The sequence below is a fragment of the Pseudomonas sp. 9AZ genome, from assembly GCF_902506525.1.
GTDB classification, from domain to species: domain Bacteria; phylum Pseudomonadota; class Gammaproteobacteria; order Pseudomonadales; family Pseudomonadaceae; genus Aquipseudomonas; species Aquipseudomonas peli.
The window spans coordinates 1,369,207-1,387,725 of sequence record NZ_LR733840.1 but is presented as its reverse complement, the minus strand read 5'-3'; the positions used below and the strand labels follow the sequence as shown (position 1 = coordinate 1,387,725).

Here is an 18,519-nt window from a genome sequence, read left to right as displayed (position 1 = left end):
GGCACTCGCCGTGCCTTTTGTTTTGCGCTCTGCGAAAATGCCCGCACTTTTTTACCGATTACTTTTCTCGGGAATTGCCATGACCGCCCTGAAGAACGACCGCTTCCTTCGTGCTCTGCTCAAGCAGCCTGTCGACGTCACCCCGGTGTGGATGATGCGCCAGGCCGGTCGTTACCTGCCGGAGTACCGCGCTACTCGCGCCAAAGCGGGTGACTTCGTCAAGCTGATGAAGAACCCGGAGCTGGCCTGCGAGGTCACCATCCAGCCGCTGGACCGCTACCCACAGCTGGACGCGGCGATTCTGTTCTCTGACATCCTGACCATCCCCGACGCCATGGGCCAGGGCCTGTATTTTGAAACCGGCGAAGGCCCGCGTTTCAAGAAAGTCATCAGTTCCATGGCCGATATCGAAGCGCTGCCGATCCCCGATCCAGAGCAGGACCTGGGTTACGTGATGGACGCCGTGCGCACCATTCGCCGTGAGTTGAATGGCCGCGTGCCATTGATCGGCTTTACCGGCAGCCCCTGGACCCTGGCCACTTATATGGTTGAAGGCGGCTCAAGCAAGGACTTCCGCAAGTCCAAGGCCATGCTTTACGACAACCCGCAGGCCATGCACGCGTTGCTCGACAAGTTGGCGCAGTCGGTCACCGCCTACCTCAATGGGCAGATCAAGGCCGGCGCACAGGCGGTGCAGATTTTCGATTCCTGGGGTGGTTCGCTGTCGGCAGCGGCGTATCAGGAGTTCTCCCTGGCCTATATGCAGAAGATCATCGACGGGCTGATCCGCGAGCACGATGGTCGCCGCGTACCGGTGATTCTGTTCACCAAAGGTGGCGGTCTATGGCTGGAGTCGATGGCGGATAGCGGTGCCGAAGCGCTGGGCCTGGACTGGACCTGCGATATCGGCAGCGCCCGTGCCCGTGTCGGCCACAAGGTGGCGCTGCAGGGCAATATGGACCCGAGCGTGCTGTACGCCAACCCTGCGGCAATCCGCGCTGAAGTCGGGCGTATTCTCGCGGCTTATGGTCATGGCAGTGGTCAGGTGTTCAACCTTGGCCACGGCATCACCCCGGAAGTCGATCCTGAGCATGCGCGTGCCTTCTTCGAAGCGGTGCATGAGTTGTCTGGGCAGTACCATCAGTAAGCCCTGCACAAAACAAAGGCCGCTCATGCGGCCTTTGTTTTATCTGCGTTTCTTAGAACCTGACTCGGATCTCGCGAGCTAGAGCGAGACAAGGCAAAAATGGCCGAGGAAGCGGAGTTTACTGGTGTAAATGAGCATTCCGAGACGCCGCGTCCCGGGCCATTTTTAACGCCGTATCGCCGACGCGCAGCAGATCCGTGGCAGGTTCTCAGGGCTTACGCAGATCGCGTACGGCCCTTACCAACGCCAGTTGCTCAGCTTCGCTGAGCTTGTCGGCGTAATCGGGCATGGCGCCGGGACCGTCCTGAATAGCTTCGAGGATGTCGCTGTCGCTGTTGTTGTCCTGCCATTTGGCCTTGCTCAGGTTCTGTGCAAAGTACAGCCAGCCGCGCATGGTGTTGGCGCGGCCGTCTTCGGCGTGGCATTTGGCGCAGTGCTGACGGTACAGCTGCTGGCCGTCCACGTCGGCGAGTGCGGGCAGGCTGGCGCTCAACGCCAATACGATGAACAGGCCGAGCCGTAAGGGCTTATTTGACATTGGCCAGGTTTCCTTTGAGGGCGACGCCCGCCATGATCGCGCCAGCGTGGCATTCATACTTCTGACTGTCTTTGTACTCGACGTTCTTGTAGTTGCTGGCCAGGTCGACCACGGCATTGGCTCCGGCTGCTTTGGCCGCGTTCTGGAAGCGGATCAACGCGGACTGCAGGGCCCAGCTGCAGGCGGCTTCATCGCTCTTGTTGAAGGCGTTGGTCTTCTGGCTGGTGGTGACGCCAGACTTGACCACGCTGACCGCGCCAGCTGGTTTTTTGCCAGCCAGGTAGAACTTCACGCTGCCGTCGAGGCGGCCAGCGTTGAGGGCTTCCTGCACGACAGTCTCGAATGGCAGAAAGTGGGTGGTGTCACGCGCTTGGCTGACGGCAGGGAACAGGCCGATGCAGGCTGCTGCGAGAATCCAGGTTTTGGCGTTCATGGGTCGCTCCTTTTTATGAGGTTTTTCTGGGAACTGCTTTGTGTTGCGCAAAAAGAGGTTGCTGCCGTAGCCAGTGTAATCCAGCTGCTTTTTAGCTCCAGCGTTTGAAGATCAACGACGTATTCACTCCGCCAAAGGCGAAGTTGTTGTTCATCACGTACTGGTGGCTCATCTGGCGGAATTCACCGCGCAGGTAGTCCAGTTCGCCGCAGGCCGGATCGACCGCATCCAGATTCAGGGTCGGCACATAGCTGTCTGAGTTCATCATTTCGATACTGAACCAGGACTCCAGCGCGCCACAGGCGCCCAGGGTGTGGCCGAAGTAGCTCTTCTGCGAGCTGATCGGCATCTGGCTGCCGAACAGTTCCTGGGTCGCCAGGGTTTCAGCGACGTCACCCTGGTCGGTGGCGGTGCCATGGCCGTTGACGTAACCGATGGCGGAAGGTGCTAAACCGGCATCCTGCAGCGCCAGCTCCATCGCCCCGCGCATGGTGGCTTGTACGGGTTTGGTGGCGTGCTGACCGTCTGAGTTGCAGCCAAAACCGACGATTTCGGCATGGATGGTCGCACCACGGGCCAAGGCGTGCTCCAGTTCTTCGAGTACTAGAATGCCGGCGCCTTCACCGATCACCAGACCATCGCGGCCGCTGTCGTAGGGACGCGGCGAGGTGTGCGGTGCATCGTTTTTCAGGCTGGTGGCGTAGAGCGCGTCGAAGACCATGGCTTCGGTGGGGCACAGTTCCTCGGCGCCGCCGGCGAGCATCATCGGCAGGCGGCCGAACTTGATCGCTTCATAGGCATAGCCGATGCCCTGGCTGCCGCTGGTGCACGCGCTGGAGGTGGGGATCAGGCGACCCTTGAGGCCGAAGAAAATGCTGATATTGGCCGCCGTGGTGTGCGGCATCATGCGGATGTAGGAGTTGGCATTCAGGCCGTCGGCCACCGAGTTGAGCAGCATATTGCCGAACGCCTTGATCTCGTCGGTGCTGCCGGTGGACGAGCCGCAGGCCACGCCCATCCGACCGTCTTGAATGCGTTCGTCGCCGAGCAGGCCAGCGTGTTCCAGCGCACGTTCGGCGGCGTATACCACCAGTTTGGAGACGCGGCCCATGCTGCGGGTCTGTTTGCGATTCCAGTGCTTGGGCTGCACAAAGTCATCCACCGGGCCGCCGAGGCGGGTGTTCAGCTCGCTGAAACGGTCCCACTCGTGCATGTAGCGGATGCCGCTCTTGCCGGCCTTGAAGTTCGCCTCAATCGTCGGCCAGTCGCTGCCCAGCGAGGTCACGCCGGCCATGCCGGTGACTACCACCCGTTTGCATCCGCTCATCAGCACAACCCACCATTCACCGCGAGGACCTGGCGGGTAATGTAGGCCGCCTCCTCGGACATCAGAAAATTCACCGCGCCGGCCACTTCTTCCGGGGTGCCCATGCGCTGCGCGGGGACCATCTTGAGGATTTCCTCAACCGGCACATCGGCATCGAGGATTTCGGTATCGATCAGCCCGGGTGCGACGCAGTTGACCGTGATCTTGCGCTTGCCCAGCTCAATGGCCAAGGCCTTGGCCGCGCCGATGATGCCGGCCTTGGAGGCGCTGTAGTTGACCTGGCCGCGGTTGCCAATCAGCCCGGACACCGAGGTGATGCAGACGATACGCCCGGCCTTGCGCCGCCGTACCATGGGCATGGTCAGCGGGTGCAGCACGTTATAGAAACCGTCGAGGTTGGTGCGCATGACGATGTCCCAGTCGTCCTCGCTCAGCGCTGGGAAAGCGCCGTCGCGGGTCAACCCTGCATTACACACCACGCCGTAATACGCGCCGTGCTGTTCGACATCGGCCTCCAGCGCCGTGCGGCAGGCAGCGCGGTCGGACACGTCGAATTGCAGGATGCGCGCCTGCTGGCCCATTTCGATGATCTGCGCCTGCACCGCTTCGGCTTCCTCGCGGCGGGCGCGGCAATGCAGCACGATGTCATAGCCGCTTTTGGCCAGGCGCAGGGCAATCGCCCGGCCGATGCCACGGCTGGAACCGGTGACCAGAATGGTTTCGCGCAGGGCTGCTGTTTCGCTCATGGCTGAGTTTCCTGAAATTCTTCCTGAAGATAGCTGGCCACCTGCGGTGGCCGGAATACGTTAAGCCGTGCCAAGGCCTCGATGCCGGGACCGCGCAGCTGGCATTCGAACACGCCCATGCCGTTGTCATCCTGCAGCGAGCGGCTTGCATGGATATGCAGCTCGGCTCCGGCCGGGAAGCGTTCGACATTGCATTCGTACTTGCGCGTGCCAAGCAGAAAGCCCAGCTCCACCGGCTCGCCGCGCAGGCGTGCCTGGCAGCCAGCGTAGGCGGCGACGCTCTGCGCCATCAGCTCGATGCCAACCCAAGCCGGCAGGCTGCCGTCCTCCAGGTTGAACAGGCCGCCGTTGCGGATGGTCAGCTGGGTTTCGATGTCCTCATCGCCAAAGCGCAGCACCTGATCGATCAGGATCATGTCCGCGGCGTGGGGAATCAGCTCGGCGATTGGCCATAGGCTCATGGATGTTCTCCTGGCATTTCGCCGTGCTCTTCACCCTGCTCTTCACTAGGCTCTTCACCCAAGAGCAGGCTGATATTGTTGCCGCCAAAGGCGAAGGAGTTGCTCATCAGTCGGCTTGGGCGGTTGTTGCTCAGGCGGGTTCCGGGCTGAACCAGATTCAGTGCCGGCAAGGCCGGGTCAGCTTGGCCATCCCACAGGTGCGGGGGGAGTAGCTGATCCGGGTTGTATTCGCTCAGGGTCAGCCAGCAGAAAGCCGCTTCCAGTGCCCCAGCCGCGCCAAGGGTGTGGCCGACCATGGACTTGCTCGATGAACAGGGCACACCATGGGGGAAGATAGCCTGCACCGCCTGGCTTTCCATGGCGTCATTGTGTGTGGTGGCGGTGCCATGCAGGTTCAGGTAATCGACCTGATCAGCGCGGATGCCGGCCGCCGCCAGTGCTTTGCGCATGGCCGCCTGGGCACCAAGGCCATCGGGCTGCGGTGCGGAAATATGGTGAGCATCTGAGCCGGCGCCGCCGCCAAGCAGGGTGATTGGTACAGCACTCTGGGCTGCGCCGCTTAGCGGCTCTCTGGTCATTAAGAACAGCGCCGCCGCTTCGCCGATATTAATGCCATGGCGATTGACGGAAAACGGGTTGCAGCGCTCCGCCGAGACGGCTTCCAGGGCGGTAAAACCATTCAGCGTCAGGCGACACAGGCTGTCCACGCCACCGCAGATCACCGCATCGCACACCCCGAGGTTCAGCAGACGCTGCGCGCTCAGCAGCGCCCGCGCGCCCGAGGTACAGGCGGTGGAAATGCTAAAGCACGGCCCGCTCAAACCCAGCCAGTCACTGAGAAAATTCGCCGGTTCAGCCAGCTCCTGCTGGGCATAGTGATAATGCGCCGGCAACTCGCCCTCGTTGAGATAGGTGGCGATGCTCTGGCTGGCTTCCTCAATGCCCGAGGTGCTGGTGCCGAGTACCACGGCGATACGCTCGGCGCCGAAACGGCTGATAGCGGCGCGCAGTTCTGGCTCGATTTCCAGCGTGGCAGCCAGCAGCAGCTGGTTATTGCGGCTCGGCGGATGGTCCGGCAAATCGGGTAAATCAGGCAGGCTGCCCGGCACGGCGCCGACGGTCAGCGCGCGCTCGGCCACCCAACCGGTTTGCGCCTGCATGCCGCTGCTATCGCCGGCAAACAGCGCTGTCGCCACCGCCTGCTTGCCTTGGCCGAGGGCGCAGTTAAGGCCCAGTGCGTTGAGGTAGACCGGCATCAGGGAATCTCTTCGTCGGCGAGGGCATAGACCCGGTAACTCAGTACCTGGCCCTGGCTCAGGGTGAAATCCAGCGGCGCGTGGTAGTCGATCAGCCAGTGCGGATTAAGCCGGCGCTGACCGTCGGCCAGTTGCTGCCAGGTGTCGGGCGCATAGCTGGCGGGCAGCTTGTCGATCGGGGTGAGGGCGAACAGCAGGGCGGCGAACAGCTCCTGGGCATCGCTATTGGGCGGCAGCAGGCCATCGGCGCGCCACTGGCCATTCTCCAGTAACTGCCGCGCCAGGGGCACGCCGAGTGGATCGAACAGCGACCAGCGCAATGCCGATTGTTCGGCCTGCACCACCAGCCACCAGGTCTGCTGATCCGCGCCTTGCTGGCGTTCGACGCGCAGCGCGGCGGGCAGTGGCGCACCAAAGCTTGGCGCGCCTAGCGGCAGCGGCGTGTGAGCGGCGCAGGCGCTGAGTAGCAGGCCGAGGCCGAGCAGGACGAGGCGTCTCATGCCGGAGTTGCCTCCAGCGGCTTGCGCGCCACCACATTGACCAGGGTTTCATTGCGCTGGCCGGCCGGCTTGGGTTTCATCAGCCCCCAGCGCTCCAGCAAGCCGAAGTCCTTGGAGCGACTCCACCATAAATAGGGGTAGGAGATGTTGTCGGCGACAAATTCGAAGCCCTGGCTACGCAACATAGCCAGATAGCCTTCGGCGCTTTTCTGCACATGCATCGGGTGGCGGAACAGCCAGCGGATCACCCAGGTATCGATATAGAACTGAGTGGATTCGGCGAACAGCAAGCGCCCGCCCGGCTTGAGCACGCGCCAGAACTCGGCCAGGGCCTGTTCCTGCTCGACCAGGTGATGAAAGGTCTGGTGACAGAACAGCAGGTCGACGCTGGCATCCGGCAGGTCGATCGCGGCGCAGTCGCTGGCGATCAATTGCACATCCAGGCCCAGGCGCTCCGCCTCGGCACGCGAGCAGTCGAGGCTGTGCGGGTCGGCATCCAGACCGATTATCCGCGCAGGCGCAAACGCCTCGGCGAGCAGGCCGAAGGACTTGCCCTGGCCGCAGCCGGCATCCAGCAGCACCGGTGCTTCTGGCAGTGGGCCGGCGAACAGGCCGCGCAGGTCATTGATTGCCACGCGCAGCACATGGTGCTGCCAGACGTGGCTCTGCAAGAACCAGAAGCCGAAGCGGGTTTCCTCGACGTAGGTGGCGGCCGGGTTGTTCATAAACATCCTTATTTATTGGCTGGCGCAGACTTCGGCGAGTACGCGCAGGCGGCGCCTGGGCTCTGCCACATAGGGGTTCTTCGCGTCCCAGGCATAGCCCGCGAGGATCGAGCTGATCATCCGGCGGATTTCCGGCTGGGCCTTCTCGTAATAGATCACGTCTTGGAAGCTGCCGTCATACCAGCCCTCGACATACACGCGGAAGGTGTCGACGCCGCGCTTGAGTGGGATGGCAAAGTCCTGCTCCCAGTCTACCGTCTCGCCACTGAGTTGGCGGTGCAGCAGGCCAGCAGCCATGCTCGCAGAACGCATGGCGATGGTCACACCGGAGCTGAACACCGGGTCGAGGAACTCCGCCGCATTGCCGAGCAGGGCAAAGCCTGGGCCGTGCAGGGCTTTGACGTTGGCCGAGTAGCCGCCAATGGTACGTGCCGGGGTGTCCCACACGGCGTTTTTCAGCACCTTGTGCAGGCTGGGGGTCTCTTCGATAAATTGCTTCAAGCAGGCGTCGAGATCTTCCGGGCGACCTTGATAGCGGGTGGCATCGGCCACTACACCGACCGAGCAGCGGCCGTTGCTGAACGGGATGGTCCAGAACCACACGTCGCGTAGGGTCGGGTGGGTGGTGATGAGGATCTTCTCGCGGTCGAAACCGGTGCCATCGCTGCGGTCTTCGACGTGGGTAAACACTGCCTGGCGTACGGGGAAGCTCGACGGCGTGTCGAGGTCGAGCAGGCGCGGCAGCACGCGGCCGTAGCCGCTGCCATCGAGGACGAAGGCGCACTCGACCTGGTATTGATGGCCATCGGCCAATCGGCGCACACTCAAGCGTGGGCGGTCGGCGCTGAAATCAACGGCGAAGATTTCTTCTTCATAACGAATTTCCACACCCTGCAGCTCGGCCTGATCCGCCAGTAGCTTGTCGAAATCGGCACGCAGCACCTGATAGGTCGAACCCTGCCCCGGGGTAAAGGTGTCGCGGAAATCGAATTCGGTATAGCGCTCGCCCCAGCCAAAGGCCGCGCCATGCTTGGTCTGGAAGCCCGCCGCACGCACTGCATCGAGCATCCCGGCTTCTTCAACAAAGTCCAGGCAGTGCGACAGCAGGCTCTCGCCAATTGAGAAGCGCGGGAAGCGCTGGCGCTCCAGCACCAGCACGTCATGGCCATTGCGCTTGAGCAGCGCACCGGCAATCGCCCCGGACGGGCCGGCACCTATCACTACGACTTGGCGTTGTTCGACTTCAAGAGACTTCATAGCGGCTTCTGGCCTCATGCGTGGCGGCGTGTGGGTAAGCACCGGCCAGGGCCGGTAACAGGGTCGAGATCAGGCCCATGAGCATCAGGGCGAAATACAGTGCCGGGCTGATTATCTGCTGTTGCAGCAGCAGATTGAGAAAGATGATTTCAGTCAGGCCACGGGTATTCAACAGCAGGCTTTCGCGCCACTGCCCCGCATAGGCGCGCAGTTGTCCGGCGGCCCAGCTCAGGCCCAACCAGTTGCCGGCCAGTTTGCTGATGATCGGCAGCAGCAACAGCGCCGCAAACTGCCAGGCAGAATACCCCAGCCAGGCGTCGTGCCAGTCGATCTGCAGCAGGCCAAAGGCCAGAATCAGCGGCACTGCCAGCCAGGTTTGCAGCCAGCGCAGCACCCCGGCGGGTAGTGGCAGGAGTAAAGGCAGGCGCAGGGCAGTGAGCAGCAACAGGTAGGCGATGCCGAACACCAGGGCATTCAGGTGCAGTTGCTGCATCAACAGCAGCAGGGCGAGAAAGCAGCTGCCATTGAGGAGCGAGGAACGCAGCGGCAGCAGCTTCAACAGCAGTGGCAGGCTGGCGGCCAGCAGCGGCCAGAGCAGGGTGGCCGGATCGCTGCTGCCCTGAGCCAGGCCGAAGATCAGCCAGCACAGCAAATCCATGATGATTGCTGCCTGCAGCAGCTGGCGGATCTTGGCCACCGGGTAGCCGAGGTGCTGCAGGTAGAGAAACAGCACTGGAATGGCAGTCAGGGCAAACAGCAGCCCCACGGCAATATCGGCCAGGCCGCTTTGCTCTGGCAGCAGCCAGAATGCGCAGGCCAGGCCGCAGAAGAACGGCACAAAGAAACTCGGCAAGGCGATCTGCAGGCTGCCCGGCTCCAGTTGCAGATCAACCACATCACTGAGGATATGCCCCAGCAACAGGCAGAAGGCCATGCCATATAAGGGCTCCAGCCACACTGGCGCGAGCAGCTCGCGGGCGCCGAAGCCCAGCGGCGTGGTCCATAGCATCAGCAGCGGCAGGCCCAGGGTGGCCAGCAGCAACTGGCTGACAATCGGAATCAGGCGCAGGCGTTTGCCCAGCCAGGTCACCAGGGCAAATAGCGCGAGAAGCACCAACCAGGCCAGTGCGATGGTCATAGCGTCTGCGCCTGGTTAGCTGTGCTTTGCCGGGTGCCGGCCCAGGGTGCCAGCAGAAAGCAGAACAGCAGGCCAAGGCTGATTGCCAGACCGAAGTTGGCAATCGCCGGGGTGTCGCTGATCAGCAGCAGGCCGAACGACAGCCAGCTGGTCAGCGCCGAGAGCAGGGTGCCGAGCAGGCTGACCGCCGGCCCGCCGATGTTTTCGCGCATCAGGATGGCGTAATCGACGCCGATGGCGGTGATCAACAGCAGGCCAAACAGGCTGAACAGGGTCAGCGGCTGGCCCAGCCAACCGAGGCAGGCCAGCGCCGCCAGGGCCGCCAGCAGCGGTAGGCAGACCACCCGCAGCGCGCCGCCGAGGCCGAATGGCAGGCACAGCAGCAACAGGATGGCGATTGAAGACAGCAGTTTCAGTTCGGCGGCGCTAAGTTGGGTGGCACCAAACAGCGCATTGAGTTCGCTGATTCGATCCACCAGCTGCACCCCCGGCAGGCCCTCGATAAGCGGCTGGAGTTCGCTGCTGTTACTAAGCCCTTGCAGGCTGACCAGCCCGGCTACGCCGTCTGCATGGGCTCCGAGCCATAGCGGTCGCCAGGCCTCGCCCAGGGGGCTGGCCAGGGCTTGTTCCAGGCTCGCCTGGTTGTTCTGTTGCAGCGTCAGCAGTTCGTTATGCAGCGTGGCCGGCGGGATGCCCAGGCCGAGCAGCGGCTGCCAGTGCTGCGGCAGTTCGCTCAGTGCCGCGCGCAATTCCTGCAGCTGGCTGTCGGGAGCGACCAGTTGGCTCAGGGCGCGGTAGTCACGCAACTGACCGTTCTGCACCGCCTGATCCAGGCGCTGGCTCAGCGCCGCCTGGCGTTCCAGCAGCTGCTGCGGGTTAGCGGCGCGCACCAGAAAGAACTGGCTGGTGGGCTGCTGTCCGGTCAGCTCGGCGATGCGCTGGGCCTCGGCCAGCAATTCCGGCTCCTGGCCGAGCCATTGGCGCAGATCATTTTGTGTATGCAGCTGCCACAGCCCACCTGCACAAAACAGCAGTAGCAACGCCAGCAGCGGTGCGCTGCCGATCTTGGCCAGCAGGCGTGCCCGGCCGGCCAACAGGCGTTGGCTAAAGCTCAGCAGTTGCGGCGATGGGCTTAGGCGCAGGCCGCGTAGCCAGGCCGGCAGCAGGCATACCGAGCACAGATAAGCGGCAATCAGCCCGGCGGCGGAAAACAGCGCGACTTGGGTCAGCGCCGGAAACGGGGTAAAGGCCAGCGCCAGGTAGCCAATCAGGTTGGTGCCCAGGCTCAGGCTCAGGCCTGGCAAGGTGGCGCGCAGGGCGCCCCAGCTGCTCCAGCCTTCGCTGCCCTCGGCGTTGCTCCAGCTTTTACTTAAATAGTGTTGCGGGTAGTCGGCGGCGACCCCGACCAGGCTGGCCCCCAGTACCAGAGTCAGCGCGTTGATCTGGCCGAATACCAATACGCAGGCGGTACAGCCGGCCAACAGCGCCATACCAATCGGCAACAGGCTGACCAGCACCCGCACGCGGCGGAAGGCCAGCAACAACAACAGCAGGGTGCCGAGGGTGGCGCCGCCGCCAATCAGGCTGATCTCGCGGGTCGCCTTGGCTTGTCCAGCGGCTGCGTACAACACGCCGCCCGCTGCCAGCAGTTGGCCGCCGGCGGTTTCGATCTGGGTGCGGGTAGCGGCGACCTGGGCGGCTATCAGCGGCGGCTCCTGCATATCGAATGCGCTGCCTTTGGCGCTTGCACGCAGCAGGGCCCAGGTCATCCCCGGCTCTTCCAGCAGCAGCGCGCCGCTGCTCAGATCGGCCTGGATGCGGCTACCCGGATTCAGCGCCTGTTGCGCGCGCAAGCCCAGGCCCAGCCAATCCTGCTCGATGGGCAGCAGGCTAAAACCGGCGAAGGTGTCGAATAGCTGGGCGGCGCGTTGTTCGATCAACTGCTGCGGTTGTTCCAGCAACAGCTGGCGATCCGCCGTCGGCAGCAAGGCCAGGCGGTTGCTATGCAGGTAATCGCGCAGCGCCGCGAGGTCGCTGTCGACGCTCCACTGCACCTGGGCGAAGCGCCCGCTGTCGCGCCACTGCTCGCCTACCTGCTGCACCAGGGCAATCGCCTGGTCGCGCTGCGGGTGGCCAATCAACAGCAGCAGGTCGCGATTGAGCGGCTCCTGCATACGTTGCTCGGCCTGCTGCACCAGTTCATCGCCGCTACCGGCCGGCAACAACGCGAGCATATCCGCAGCCACGGGCGGGCCGTTGCGCCATTGCCACGCGGCGAGCGCCAGTAGGGCGGCGAGCAGCAGCAGAAAGCCGCGCGGCAGCCAGCGTTCACTGCGCAAAGTCGCGCCGCTCCTGTTCCGTCAAGGCATCGCCTGCCTGGCTGTCCGGCAAGCGCAGCACGCTGTGGTCGCCCTGGGTTTCATGCAGCTCGATACGCTGCACCAGCGCGCCGCCGTCGATCTGGATGCGGCTGAAAATCTGCTTGAGCAACACCGAGTTCGGCACCAGGCGCAGTTGCCAGGCGTCAGCTGTGCCGCTTAGTTGCAACTCGAAATCCCGCGCCAGGCCGCTGTGGTCGCCCTTGAGCACGGCGAGAAACAGCCGGCTCTGCTGGGCGGCGACATCCTGGCCGGGCTGCTGTTGCCAGCCGCTTGGCGTACGTTTGGCGATGCCCTGGCTGTCGATGCGGTAATCCTGCTTGAGCGGGCTTTGCAGCCGCCAGAGCAGGCCGAGGTCACGGCTCAACACAAACTGACCGCGACTGGTCAGTGGCTGCGGCAGGGCGCGCAGGTGCTTCTCCTGAATCAGCGGGCCGCGCACCACAGCAGGCTCGGCCAGCTGGGCGCTGAGCTGGTCGAGGTCGAAGGCCTGCGCATTCTGGCTCAGCAGCCAGAAGCCGAGGCCTGCCAGCAGGCGTTTCACGCCAGTACCTTTTCGACAGCGTCGATCAGCACCTTGGGCGAAGCGAACTGCATCTCGCGGGTGGCGATTTCCACCGCCACCTGCGCGCTGCTGCCACGGGTCATGCGCTCGCCGGTTGCGGCATCGGTGATCAGGTAGTTGATCTTCAGACGGTTTTCCCATTCCACCAGATCGGCGCGCACGATGATCTTCTGACCAAACTGCGCGCCACGGATATAGCGCAGCTGCAGGTCGATCACCGGCCAGGCGTAGCCGGCGGCGCGCATCTGTATGTAGTTGTGGCCGAGCTTGTCGAGCAGGGCGCAGCGCGCTTCTTCGAAGTATTTGACGTAGTGGCCGTGCCAGACCACTTCCATCATGTCGACGTCGAAGAACGGCACCTGCAGTTCGATTTCCGCCTGCAATACGCCTTTGCTACGCATAGAGCCTCCAGTGCTGCGCGCGGATGCGCACCAGGCACAGACGCAGCTCGGCTTCCAGGGCGCGGTCTTCGATCACCGGGTGGAAGTCCACAGCCAGTTGTTCGCGCATGGCGGCGATCGGCGCGGGGATGACGTTCTTGCCGTCGCGCTGGCGCAGCCACACGCCCTGGTTGGCGGCCAGCAAGGTGGCGGCGGCGACCTGCTCGGTCAGCTCCAGGCTGCGCAGGGCGTCGCGGGCGGCGATGGTGCCCATGCTCACCTTGTCCTGGTTGTGGCATTCGGTGGAGCGGGAGAACACGCTGGCCGGCATGGTGTTTTTCAGGGCTTCGGCGGTCCAGGCGCTGGTGCCGATCTGCACGGCCTTGAAGCCGTGGTTGATCATTGCGCTGACGCTTGGAGCGCCGGACAGGTTGCTCGGCAGGCCATGGTTGTAGCGGGTGTCGACCAGCAGCGCGAGCTGCCGATCAAGCAGGTCGGCGACGTTGCCCACCAGGTTTTTCAAGCTGTCCATGGCGAAGGCGATATGCCCGCCGTAGAAGTGCCCGCCGTGCAGCACGCGCTCGGCTTCGGCGTCGATCAGCGGGTTGTCGTTAGCGCTGTTCAGTTCGGTTTCGATGAACTGGCGCAGCAGACCCAGGCTGTCGGCCAGCACACCCAGTACGTGCGGCGCACAGCGCAGCGAGTAGCGATCCTGCAGGCGATGCAGCGGCGCGGTCGGCGCGTCGATGGCCAGATCCTGGCGCAGCCAGGCGGCGACTTGCATCTGCCCCGGGTGCGGCTTGGCGGCGAACAGGCGCTCGTCGAAGTGTTCCGGATTGCCCTCCAGCGCCACCACGTTAAGTGCGGTGATACGGGTGGCCAGCTTGAGCAGGTAATCGGCGCGCGAATAGGCCTGGCAGGCCAGGGCGGTCATCACGGCGGTGCCGTTCATCAGCGCCAGGGCTTCTTTCGGGCGCAGGGTCAGCGGCGTCCAGCCGAGTTCCTTGTGCACATCGGCGGCGCTGCGGCGTTCGCCCTTGTACATCACTTCGCGCTCACCACTGAGGGTGGCGGCGACATAGGACAGCGGCGTGAGGTCGCCGCTGGCGCCCACGGAGCCTTCTTCCGGAATCAGCGGCAGCACATCAAATTCGAGAAACGCCTGCAGGCGTTCGAGCAGCTCCACGCGCACGCCGGAAACGCCCTGACACAGCGACTGCAAACGCGCGGCCAGTACGGCACGGGTGGCAGGCTCATCGAGCAGCTTGCCGAGGCCACAGCCGTGGAAGGTGTAGAGGTGACGCGGCAACGCTTCGACTTGGTGCAGCGGCACGGCCACTACGCAGGAGTCGCCGTAGCCGGTGGTGACGCCGTAAATCACGCCTTCCTTGTCCAGCAGGCTGTCGAGGAAACGCGCGCCCTTGGCGATTTTTTCGCGGTAGGCGGCATCGCTTTGCAGCTGCGCCGGTGCGCTGCGGCTGGCCAGGGCGACAACCTGTTCGATGCTCAGGGGGCGCTCGCCAAACACGATGGGATCAGGCTGATGTGTCGTCATCTTCATTCCAGAACGGGTAGAAATTGAACCATTGCAGGGGCGCATCCAGACAGCGTTGCGCGAGCTGGTCGGCGTAGCGCTGGGTCCAGTGGCGGATCACCGCGTCCCGCTCGCTGCGCTTCCACTGCAGGCGCTCGGCGAAGGGCTCAATGATCACCTGGTAACGGTTATCGATTTTCAGGCAGTGAATCAGATTGACTGGGCATTGCAGCAGCCCGGCCAGCAGCCACGGGCCTTGTGGGAACGCGGCGGGCTTGCCGAGGAAGTTCACGTTAACCGTGCGGCTCCCGGTGAGCGGTACGCGGTCACCGGCAATTGCCAGCCATTCGCCGCGCTCCAGGCGCTCGGACAATTGCAGCATGATCGCCGCATCCAGCTCGCTGACCTGAATCAGCCGCAAGTGCGTGGCTCCGGCCTCACCTAGCAGGCGGTTGAACTGTTCGGCATGTTTGGTGTGCACCAACACGTTCATCGTCACCTGCTCGCCGAGTTCGGCCAGGGCGCGGCAGACTTCGAGGTTGCCCAGGTGTGCGGCCACCAGCATTTGTCCACGACCTTCCTGGCGCAGCTGGGTGCAGGCGTTGCTTGGGTCGATCAGGGTCACCTGTTCCAGGCCGAGCTTGCCGTTCCACACGTCGAGCTTGTCCAGCAGGGTGTCGGTGAAACTCATAAAGTGACGCAGCACCGACAGGCGGCTGGGCTGCAGTTCGCGGCGTCCGCTCCAGGTGGCCAGGTTGCGCTGGTATTGATAAATGCTGCGTCGCGCTTCGGCGCCGAACAGGTAGAAATACAGCACGATCAGGTACAGCAGCGGGCTGATCAGCCGGCGGCCGAGCAGGCGCGCCAGCCAAGCGGTGAATTTCATCAGGATAAAGCTGCCGCGCTCACGTTGCCCGGCCCAGTGTGGCTGGCTCATCCGCGCCACCTGTGCCAGAGGATCTGCGGGGCACGCAGCAACATGCCGAAGAACAGCTTGGCGTGCATCTTCGAGATCAGCGCGTTGTCGAGCCACAGGCGAAAGTGCGAGAGGCCGTCCAGCGGGTAGTGCACCTGGGTCGGCAACCACTGCATCGGCTGATTGCGCCAGGCCAGGCGTACCAGTACTTCGGTGTCAAAGTCCATGCGCTTGCCCAGGGTTACCGAATCAATCAGGGCCAAGGTGGCCGGCAGCGGGTAAACGCGAAAGCCGCACATGGAGTCGCGAATGCTTAGCGACAGGGTGTTGATCCACACCCAGACGTGGGTCAGGTAGCGTGCGTAGAGGCGGCCTTTTGGCACGCTCTCGTCGTACTGCGGGTAACCGCAGATCAGCGCCTCTGGGGCGGCCTGCGAGGCGTTGATAAAGTGAGGCAAATCACTGAGGTCATGCTGGCCGTCAGCATCCACCTGCAGCGCATGACTGAAACCCAGTCGCGCCGCTTCACGCAGGCCGGCCATTACCGCGCCGCCCTTGCCCTGATTCACCGCCAGCCGCACCAGGTGGGTGTCAGGCTGAACGGCCAGCTGATCCATCACCGCCGCGCAGGCTGGGCTGGAGGCATCGTCCACCAGCACGCAGGGCAGGCCTGCCGCGTGCAGCGCGGCGACCACCACGGGCAGCGCGTGTTCGTGGTTGTAGACCGGGATCACCGCACAGGGGTTATGCACGGGCAGCTCCCAGCAGAATTCGCCCTGAGGAGCAGGCGGCCTCGCCGTTGCGGAAGGCGAAGTACAGCTTGCCGCGCGCGGCGTCGAAACGCAGGCTCAGCTGTAAGCGATCTCCCGGGCGCACCAGTTGCTGAAATTTCAGCACTTCCATGCCGCTGAAGCGTGGTGGCAGGTCCTTGATCAACTGACGCGCCAGTTGCTGCGCCCAATCGACTTGCACCACGCCTGGCAGTACTGGCGTTTTCGGGAAGTGACCGCTGAAGTGCGCCAGGTCCAGTGGCACCACCAGCTCCAATTGCCATTCACCATCCTGCTCCACGGCCGACAGTGGTTCCACCTGGGTTGGCCGTGGCTCGGCCAGCATCGCTTCGACGGTGGCCTGGGCCAGCTTGCCCTGACTGTTATAGGGCAGCTGCGCGAGCAGGCGCCAACGGCGGGGCAGGGCGATGGCTTCGCAATGACCGGCCAGGTGGCGACGCAGGGTTTCGGTGACGGTCTTGCGCCCTTCATTGCGCAGCGCATGCAGGCCGGCTGGGCTCAAGGCTACCAGGGCGCCGAGGTAGGCACGGCCTTCCTGCAATACGCCGAGGCGCGCATCGCTGAGCCATGCGTGGCTGCTCAGTGCCAGTTCGAGCATGGGCAGGGAGATACGCTTTTCTTCCAGTTTGATAATCCGATCCAGGCGGCCGCGCAGGGCAAAGCGGCCATCGGCCTGCAGTTCCACCGCATCGGCGGTCTGTTCGCGATGGCCGACGGGCAGGTAGGGTGAGATCAGGTGCAGCGCACCTTCGGCGTTCTGTCCCAGTTCGACGCCGGCGAATGGCGTCCACAGCTCGCCACCCTGGCGCCAGGCGATGCCGCCGGTTTCCGAGCTGCCGTAGATTTCCGTGGGCCATTGGCCAAGCAGTTCATACAGCTCTGCAGCGGTTTCCGCTGGTAGAGCGCCACCGGAGGAGAACACCTGGCGCACTGCACTCAGGGCATTCCAGTCGAGGTTGTCGCCCATTCTCTTCAACAGAGCCGGGCTGGCGACCCAGGCAAAATCAGTACCGCTGGCCAGGCTTTCGCGTTGCAAATCCTCGGGGAACGGCTGGGCGCGGCGCAGAAACACGCGGCCGGCGCAGAGTGGCCAGAGCACGCGAAACAGCAGGCCGTAGATATGCTGGGTGGCGACGCTGCCAAGAATGGTCGCGTTGCCCAGTTGCGCGCCCCATAGCTGTTCCAGGGCGGTCACTTCATTGGCCAGCTGGCGCAGGGATTTGTCGATCAGCTTGGCTTCGCCGCTGGAGCCGGAGGTGCACAGGGTCAGCTGACATTGGTCGAGATCGAGTGGCGCGGCCGGCAGGGTCGCACCGTCCTGGGTAAGCAGGTCGTCGAGGCTATCCAGCCACAGGTCGCACTGCGTACTCATACGTTGGCGGGTCTGCGGCTGCGCATCGGCTGGCAACAGCACAGCAATCCCGGCGCGCCAGGCGGCCAGCAGGGCGATGGCCAGTTCACCGGCATCGTCGAGGTACAGCGCCAGGCGTTTTACGCCACGGCCTTGCAGCTCAGCCGCCAATTGCAGGGCATGCTGGCGCAGCTGGGGGTGATCCAGGTCCGCGCTTACTGCGCGACCGGGGTGGGCGTCGAGCAGCAGGTGCTCGAGGGACAGCCAGTTCATTCATGTCTCCTAACACGCTGGCGCACCAGCCACTCACCCGCAAACAGCAGGCCCATCAGGCCGTAGGCAATCAGCCCGGTATACAGCGTCCACCAGCTCAGCGGTGCCCAGATATTCAGCGCCACCACCACCAGACCGTTGGCCAGGAAGAACCCGGCCCAGACCTGGGTAACAGTCCGCGTGTAGCGCACGGCAACCTCCGGCAACTGCGGCTCGGTCAGGCGCGCCAGGCGCTCGATCAGCGGCGGGCCGAACTTCAAGCTAAGGCCGAACAACGCCAACAGCAGGCCGTTAAGCAGCACCGGGTACCAGCGCAGCAGCTCAGGCTCACCAGCCAGGCCCAGAAGCAGGCAGAAGCCCAGGGCCACCGCGGTCATCCAGCGGTTGCCCGGCTTGCCCCATTGGCTCAGCGCGCGGGCCAGCCACAGGCCACCAAGCAGCAGGGCGAACAGGCGTGGCGACAGGTGCTCCATGCCGTAGTACACGGCAAAGGGGTAGAGCAGTCCGGCCAGCAGCAGGAGCAGGCCAAATAGACGACTCATTATTCGCTGGCTGGAGCGTTAACCAGCTGCAGCACCGCCTCGACCACGTCACCCACCGTGCGCACTGCCTTGAACTCTTCGGCCGCAAGCTTCTTGCCGGTCTGGCGCTTGATGTGGTCGATCAGGTCCACGGCATCGATGCTATCGATCTCCAGGTCCTGATAGAGGTTGGCTTGCGGCGTAATACGTTCGGCGTCCAACTCGAACAGCTCGACCAGCGCGTCACGCAGGGTGTCAAAAATCTCTTCACGGGTTTGCATC

At 63.8% G+C, this 18,519-nt stretch carries 20 protein-coding genes; 1 reads left to right on the top strand and 19 read right to left on the bottom strand.

Annotated features, from left to right (window positions below; genetic code table 11):
• Positions 1-79 precede the first annotated feature (79 nt).
• The gene (gene hemE / locus ALTER154_RS06545) at positions 80-1,147 is read left to right on the top strand and encodes a uroporphyrinogen decarboxylase (RefSeq protein WP_160085747.1); all 1,068 of its coding nucleotides are present in this window, start codon (positions 80-82) and stop codon (positions 1,145-1,147) included.
• A 208-nt stretch (positions 1,148-1,355) separates the two neighbouring features.
• Here hemE and ALTER154_RS06540 read toward each other — a convergent pair whose 3' ends face one another.
• From ALTER154_RS06540 to ALTER154_RS06450, 19 genes are all read right to left on the bottom strand, one after another.
• Positions 1,356-1,685, bottom strand: coding sequence for a cytochrome c (locus ALTER154_RS06540; RefSeq protein ID WP_160085746.1), 330 nt, complete (start codon positions 1,683-1,685; stop codon positions 1,356-1,358).
• Positions 1,675-2,118 (bottom strand): excinuclease, encoded by a 444-nt coding sequence (locus tag ALTER154_RS06535; protein ID WP_160085745.1) that lies wholly within the window; start codon positions 2,116-2,118, stop codon positions 1,675-1,677. Before ALTER154_RS06535 ends, ALTER154_RS06540 begins: the two co-directional genes overlap by 11 nt.
• A 91-nt stretch (positions 2,119-2,209) precedes the next feature.
• The gene (locus ALTER154_RS06530; protein WP_160085744.1) at positions 2,210-3,445 is read right to left on the bottom strand and encodes a beta-ketoacyl-ACP synthase; all 1,236 of its coding nucleotides are present in this window, start codon (positions 3,443-3,445) and stop codon (positions 2,210-2,212) included.
• On the bottom strand, positions 3,445-4,173 hold the full coding sequence (fabG, locus tag ALTER154_RS06525) for a 3-oxoacyl-ACP reductase FabG (RefSeq protein WP_160090034.1): 729 nt from the start codon (positions 4,171-4,173) through the stop codon (positions 3,445-3,447). Before fabG ends, ALTER154_RS06530 begins: the two co-directional genes overlap by 1 nt.
• A 14-nt stretch (positions 4,174-4,187) precedes the next feature.
• The gene (locus tag ALTER154_RS06520) at positions 4,188-4,652 is read right to left on the bottom strand and encodes a hotdog family protein (protein ID WP_160085743.1); all 465 of its coding nucleotides are present in this window, start codon (positions 4,650-4,652) and stop codon (positions 4,188-4,190) included.
• Positions 4,649-5,908: a beta-ketoacyl-[acyl-carrier-protein] synthase family protein gene (locus tag ALTER154_RS06515; RefSeq protein WP_160085742.1), complete on the bottom strand. Its 1,260-nt coding sequence runs from the start codon at positions 5,906-5,908 to the stop codon at positions 4,649-4,651. Before ALTER154_RS06515 ends, ALTER154_RS06520 begins: the two co-directional genes overlap by 4 nt.
• Positions 5,908-6,408, bottom strand: a complete 501-nt coding sequence (locus ALTER154_RS06510; RefSeq protein WP_160085741.1) for a DUF3261 domain-containing protein — start codon at positions 6,406-6,408, stop codon at positions 5,908-5,910. Before ALTER154_RS06510 ends, ALTER154_RS06515 begins: the two co-directional genes overlap by 1 nt.
• Positions 6,405-7,133, bottom strand: a complete 729-nt coding sequence (locus ALTER154_RS06505) for a class I SAM-dependent methyltransferase (protein WP_160085740.1) — start codon at positions 7,131-7,133, stop codon at positions 6,405-6,407. The genes ALTER154_RS06510 and ALTER154_RS06505 overlap by 4 nt, the downstream gene beginning before the upstream one ends.
• A gap of 12 nt (positions 7,134-7,145) precedes the next feature.
• Positions 7,146-8,390: an NAD(P)/FAD-dependent oxidoreductase gene (locus ALTER154_RS06500; RefSeq protein WP_160085739.1), complete on the bottom strand. Its 1,245-nt coding sequence runs from the start codon at positions 8,388-8,390 to the stop codon at positions 7,146-7,148.
• Positions 8,377-9,528, bottom strand: a complete 1,152-nt coding sequence (locus ALTER154_RS06495; protein ID WP_160085738.1) for a sodium:proton antiporter — start codon at positions 9,526-9,528, stop codon at positions 8,377-8,379. Before ALTER154_RS06495 ends, ALTER154_RS06500 begins: the two co-directional genes overlap by 14 nt.
• Positions 9,525-11,867, bottom strand: a complete 2,343-nt coding sequence (locus ALTER154_RS06490) for an MMPL family transporter (RefSeq protein ID WP_160085737.1) — start codon at positions 11,865-11,867, stop codon at positions 9,525-9,527. The genes ALTER154_RS06495 and ALTER154_RS06490 overlap by 4 nt, the downstream gene beginning before the upstream one ends.
• Positions 11,857-12,450 carry an outer membrane lipoprotein carrier protein LolA gene (locus tag ALTER154_RS06485; RefSeq protein WP_160085736.1) on the bottom strand — a complete coding sequence of 198 codons (594 nt, stop codon included), beginning with the start codon at positions 12,448-12,450 and terminating at the stop codon, positions 11,857-11,859. The genes ALTER154_RS06490 and ALTER154_RS06485 overlap by 11 nt, the downstream gene beginning before the upstream one ends.
• Positions 12,447-12,872 (bottom strand): thioesterase family protein, encoded by a 426-nt coding sequence (locus tag ALTER154_RS06480; protein ID WP_160085735.1) that lies wholly within the window; start codon positions 12,870-12,872, stop codon positions 12,447-12,449. The genes ALTER154_RS06485 and ALTER154_RS06480 overlap by 4 nt, the downstream gene beginning before the upstream one ends.
• On the bottom strand, positions 12,865-14,406 hold the full coding sequence (hutH, locus tag ALTER154_RS06475; RefSeq protein ID WP_160085734.1) for a histidine ammonia-lyase: 1,542 nt from the start codon (positions 14,404-14,406) through the stop codon (positions 12,865-12,867). Before hutH ends, ALTER154_RS06480 begins: the two co-directional genes overlap by 8 nt.
• The gene (locus ALTER154_RS06470; protein ID WP_160085733.1) at positions 14,387-15,322 is read right to left on the bottom strand and encodes a glycosyl transferase; all 936 of its coding nucleotides are present in this window, start codon (positions 15,320-15,322) and stop codon (positions 14,387-14,389) included. Before ALTER154_RS06470 ends, hutH begins: the two co-directional genes overlap by 20 nt.
• Positions 15,319-16,053, bottom strand: a complete 735-nt coding sequence (locus tag ALTER154_RS06465) for a glycosyltransferase family 2 protein (RefSeq protein WP_160085732.1) — start codon at positions 16,051-16,053, stop codon at positions 15,319-15,321. Before ALTER154_RS06465 ends, ALTER154_RS06470 begins: the two co-directional genes overlap by 4 nt.
• Positions 16,046-17,716 carry an acyl-CoA synthetase family protein gene (locus ALTER154_RS06460; RefSeq protein WP_160085731.1) on the bottom strand — a complete coding sequence of 557 codons (1,671 nt, stop codon included), beginning with the start codon at positions 17,714-17,716 and terminating at the stop codon, positions 16,046-16,048. Before ALTER154_RS06460 ends, ALTER154_RS06465 begins: the two co-directional genes overlap by 8 nt.
• Positions 17,713-18,258, bottom strand: a complete 546-nt coding sequence (locus ALTER154_RS06455) for a hypothetical protein (RefSeq protein ID WP_160085730.1) — start codon at positions 18,256-18,258, stop codon at positions 17,713-17,715. Before ALTER154_RS06455 ends, ALTER154_RS06460 begins: the two co-directional genes overlap by 4 nt.
• Positions 18,258-18,518, bottom strand: a complete 261-nt coding sequence (locus ALTER154_RS06450; RefSeq protein WP_090249899.1) for an acyl carrier protein — start codon at positions 18,516-18,518, stop codon at positions 18,258-18,260. Before ALTER154_RS06450 ends, ALTER154_RS06455 begins: the two co-directional genes overlap by 1 nt.
• Between the last annotated feature and the right edge of the window lies 1 nt (position 18,519).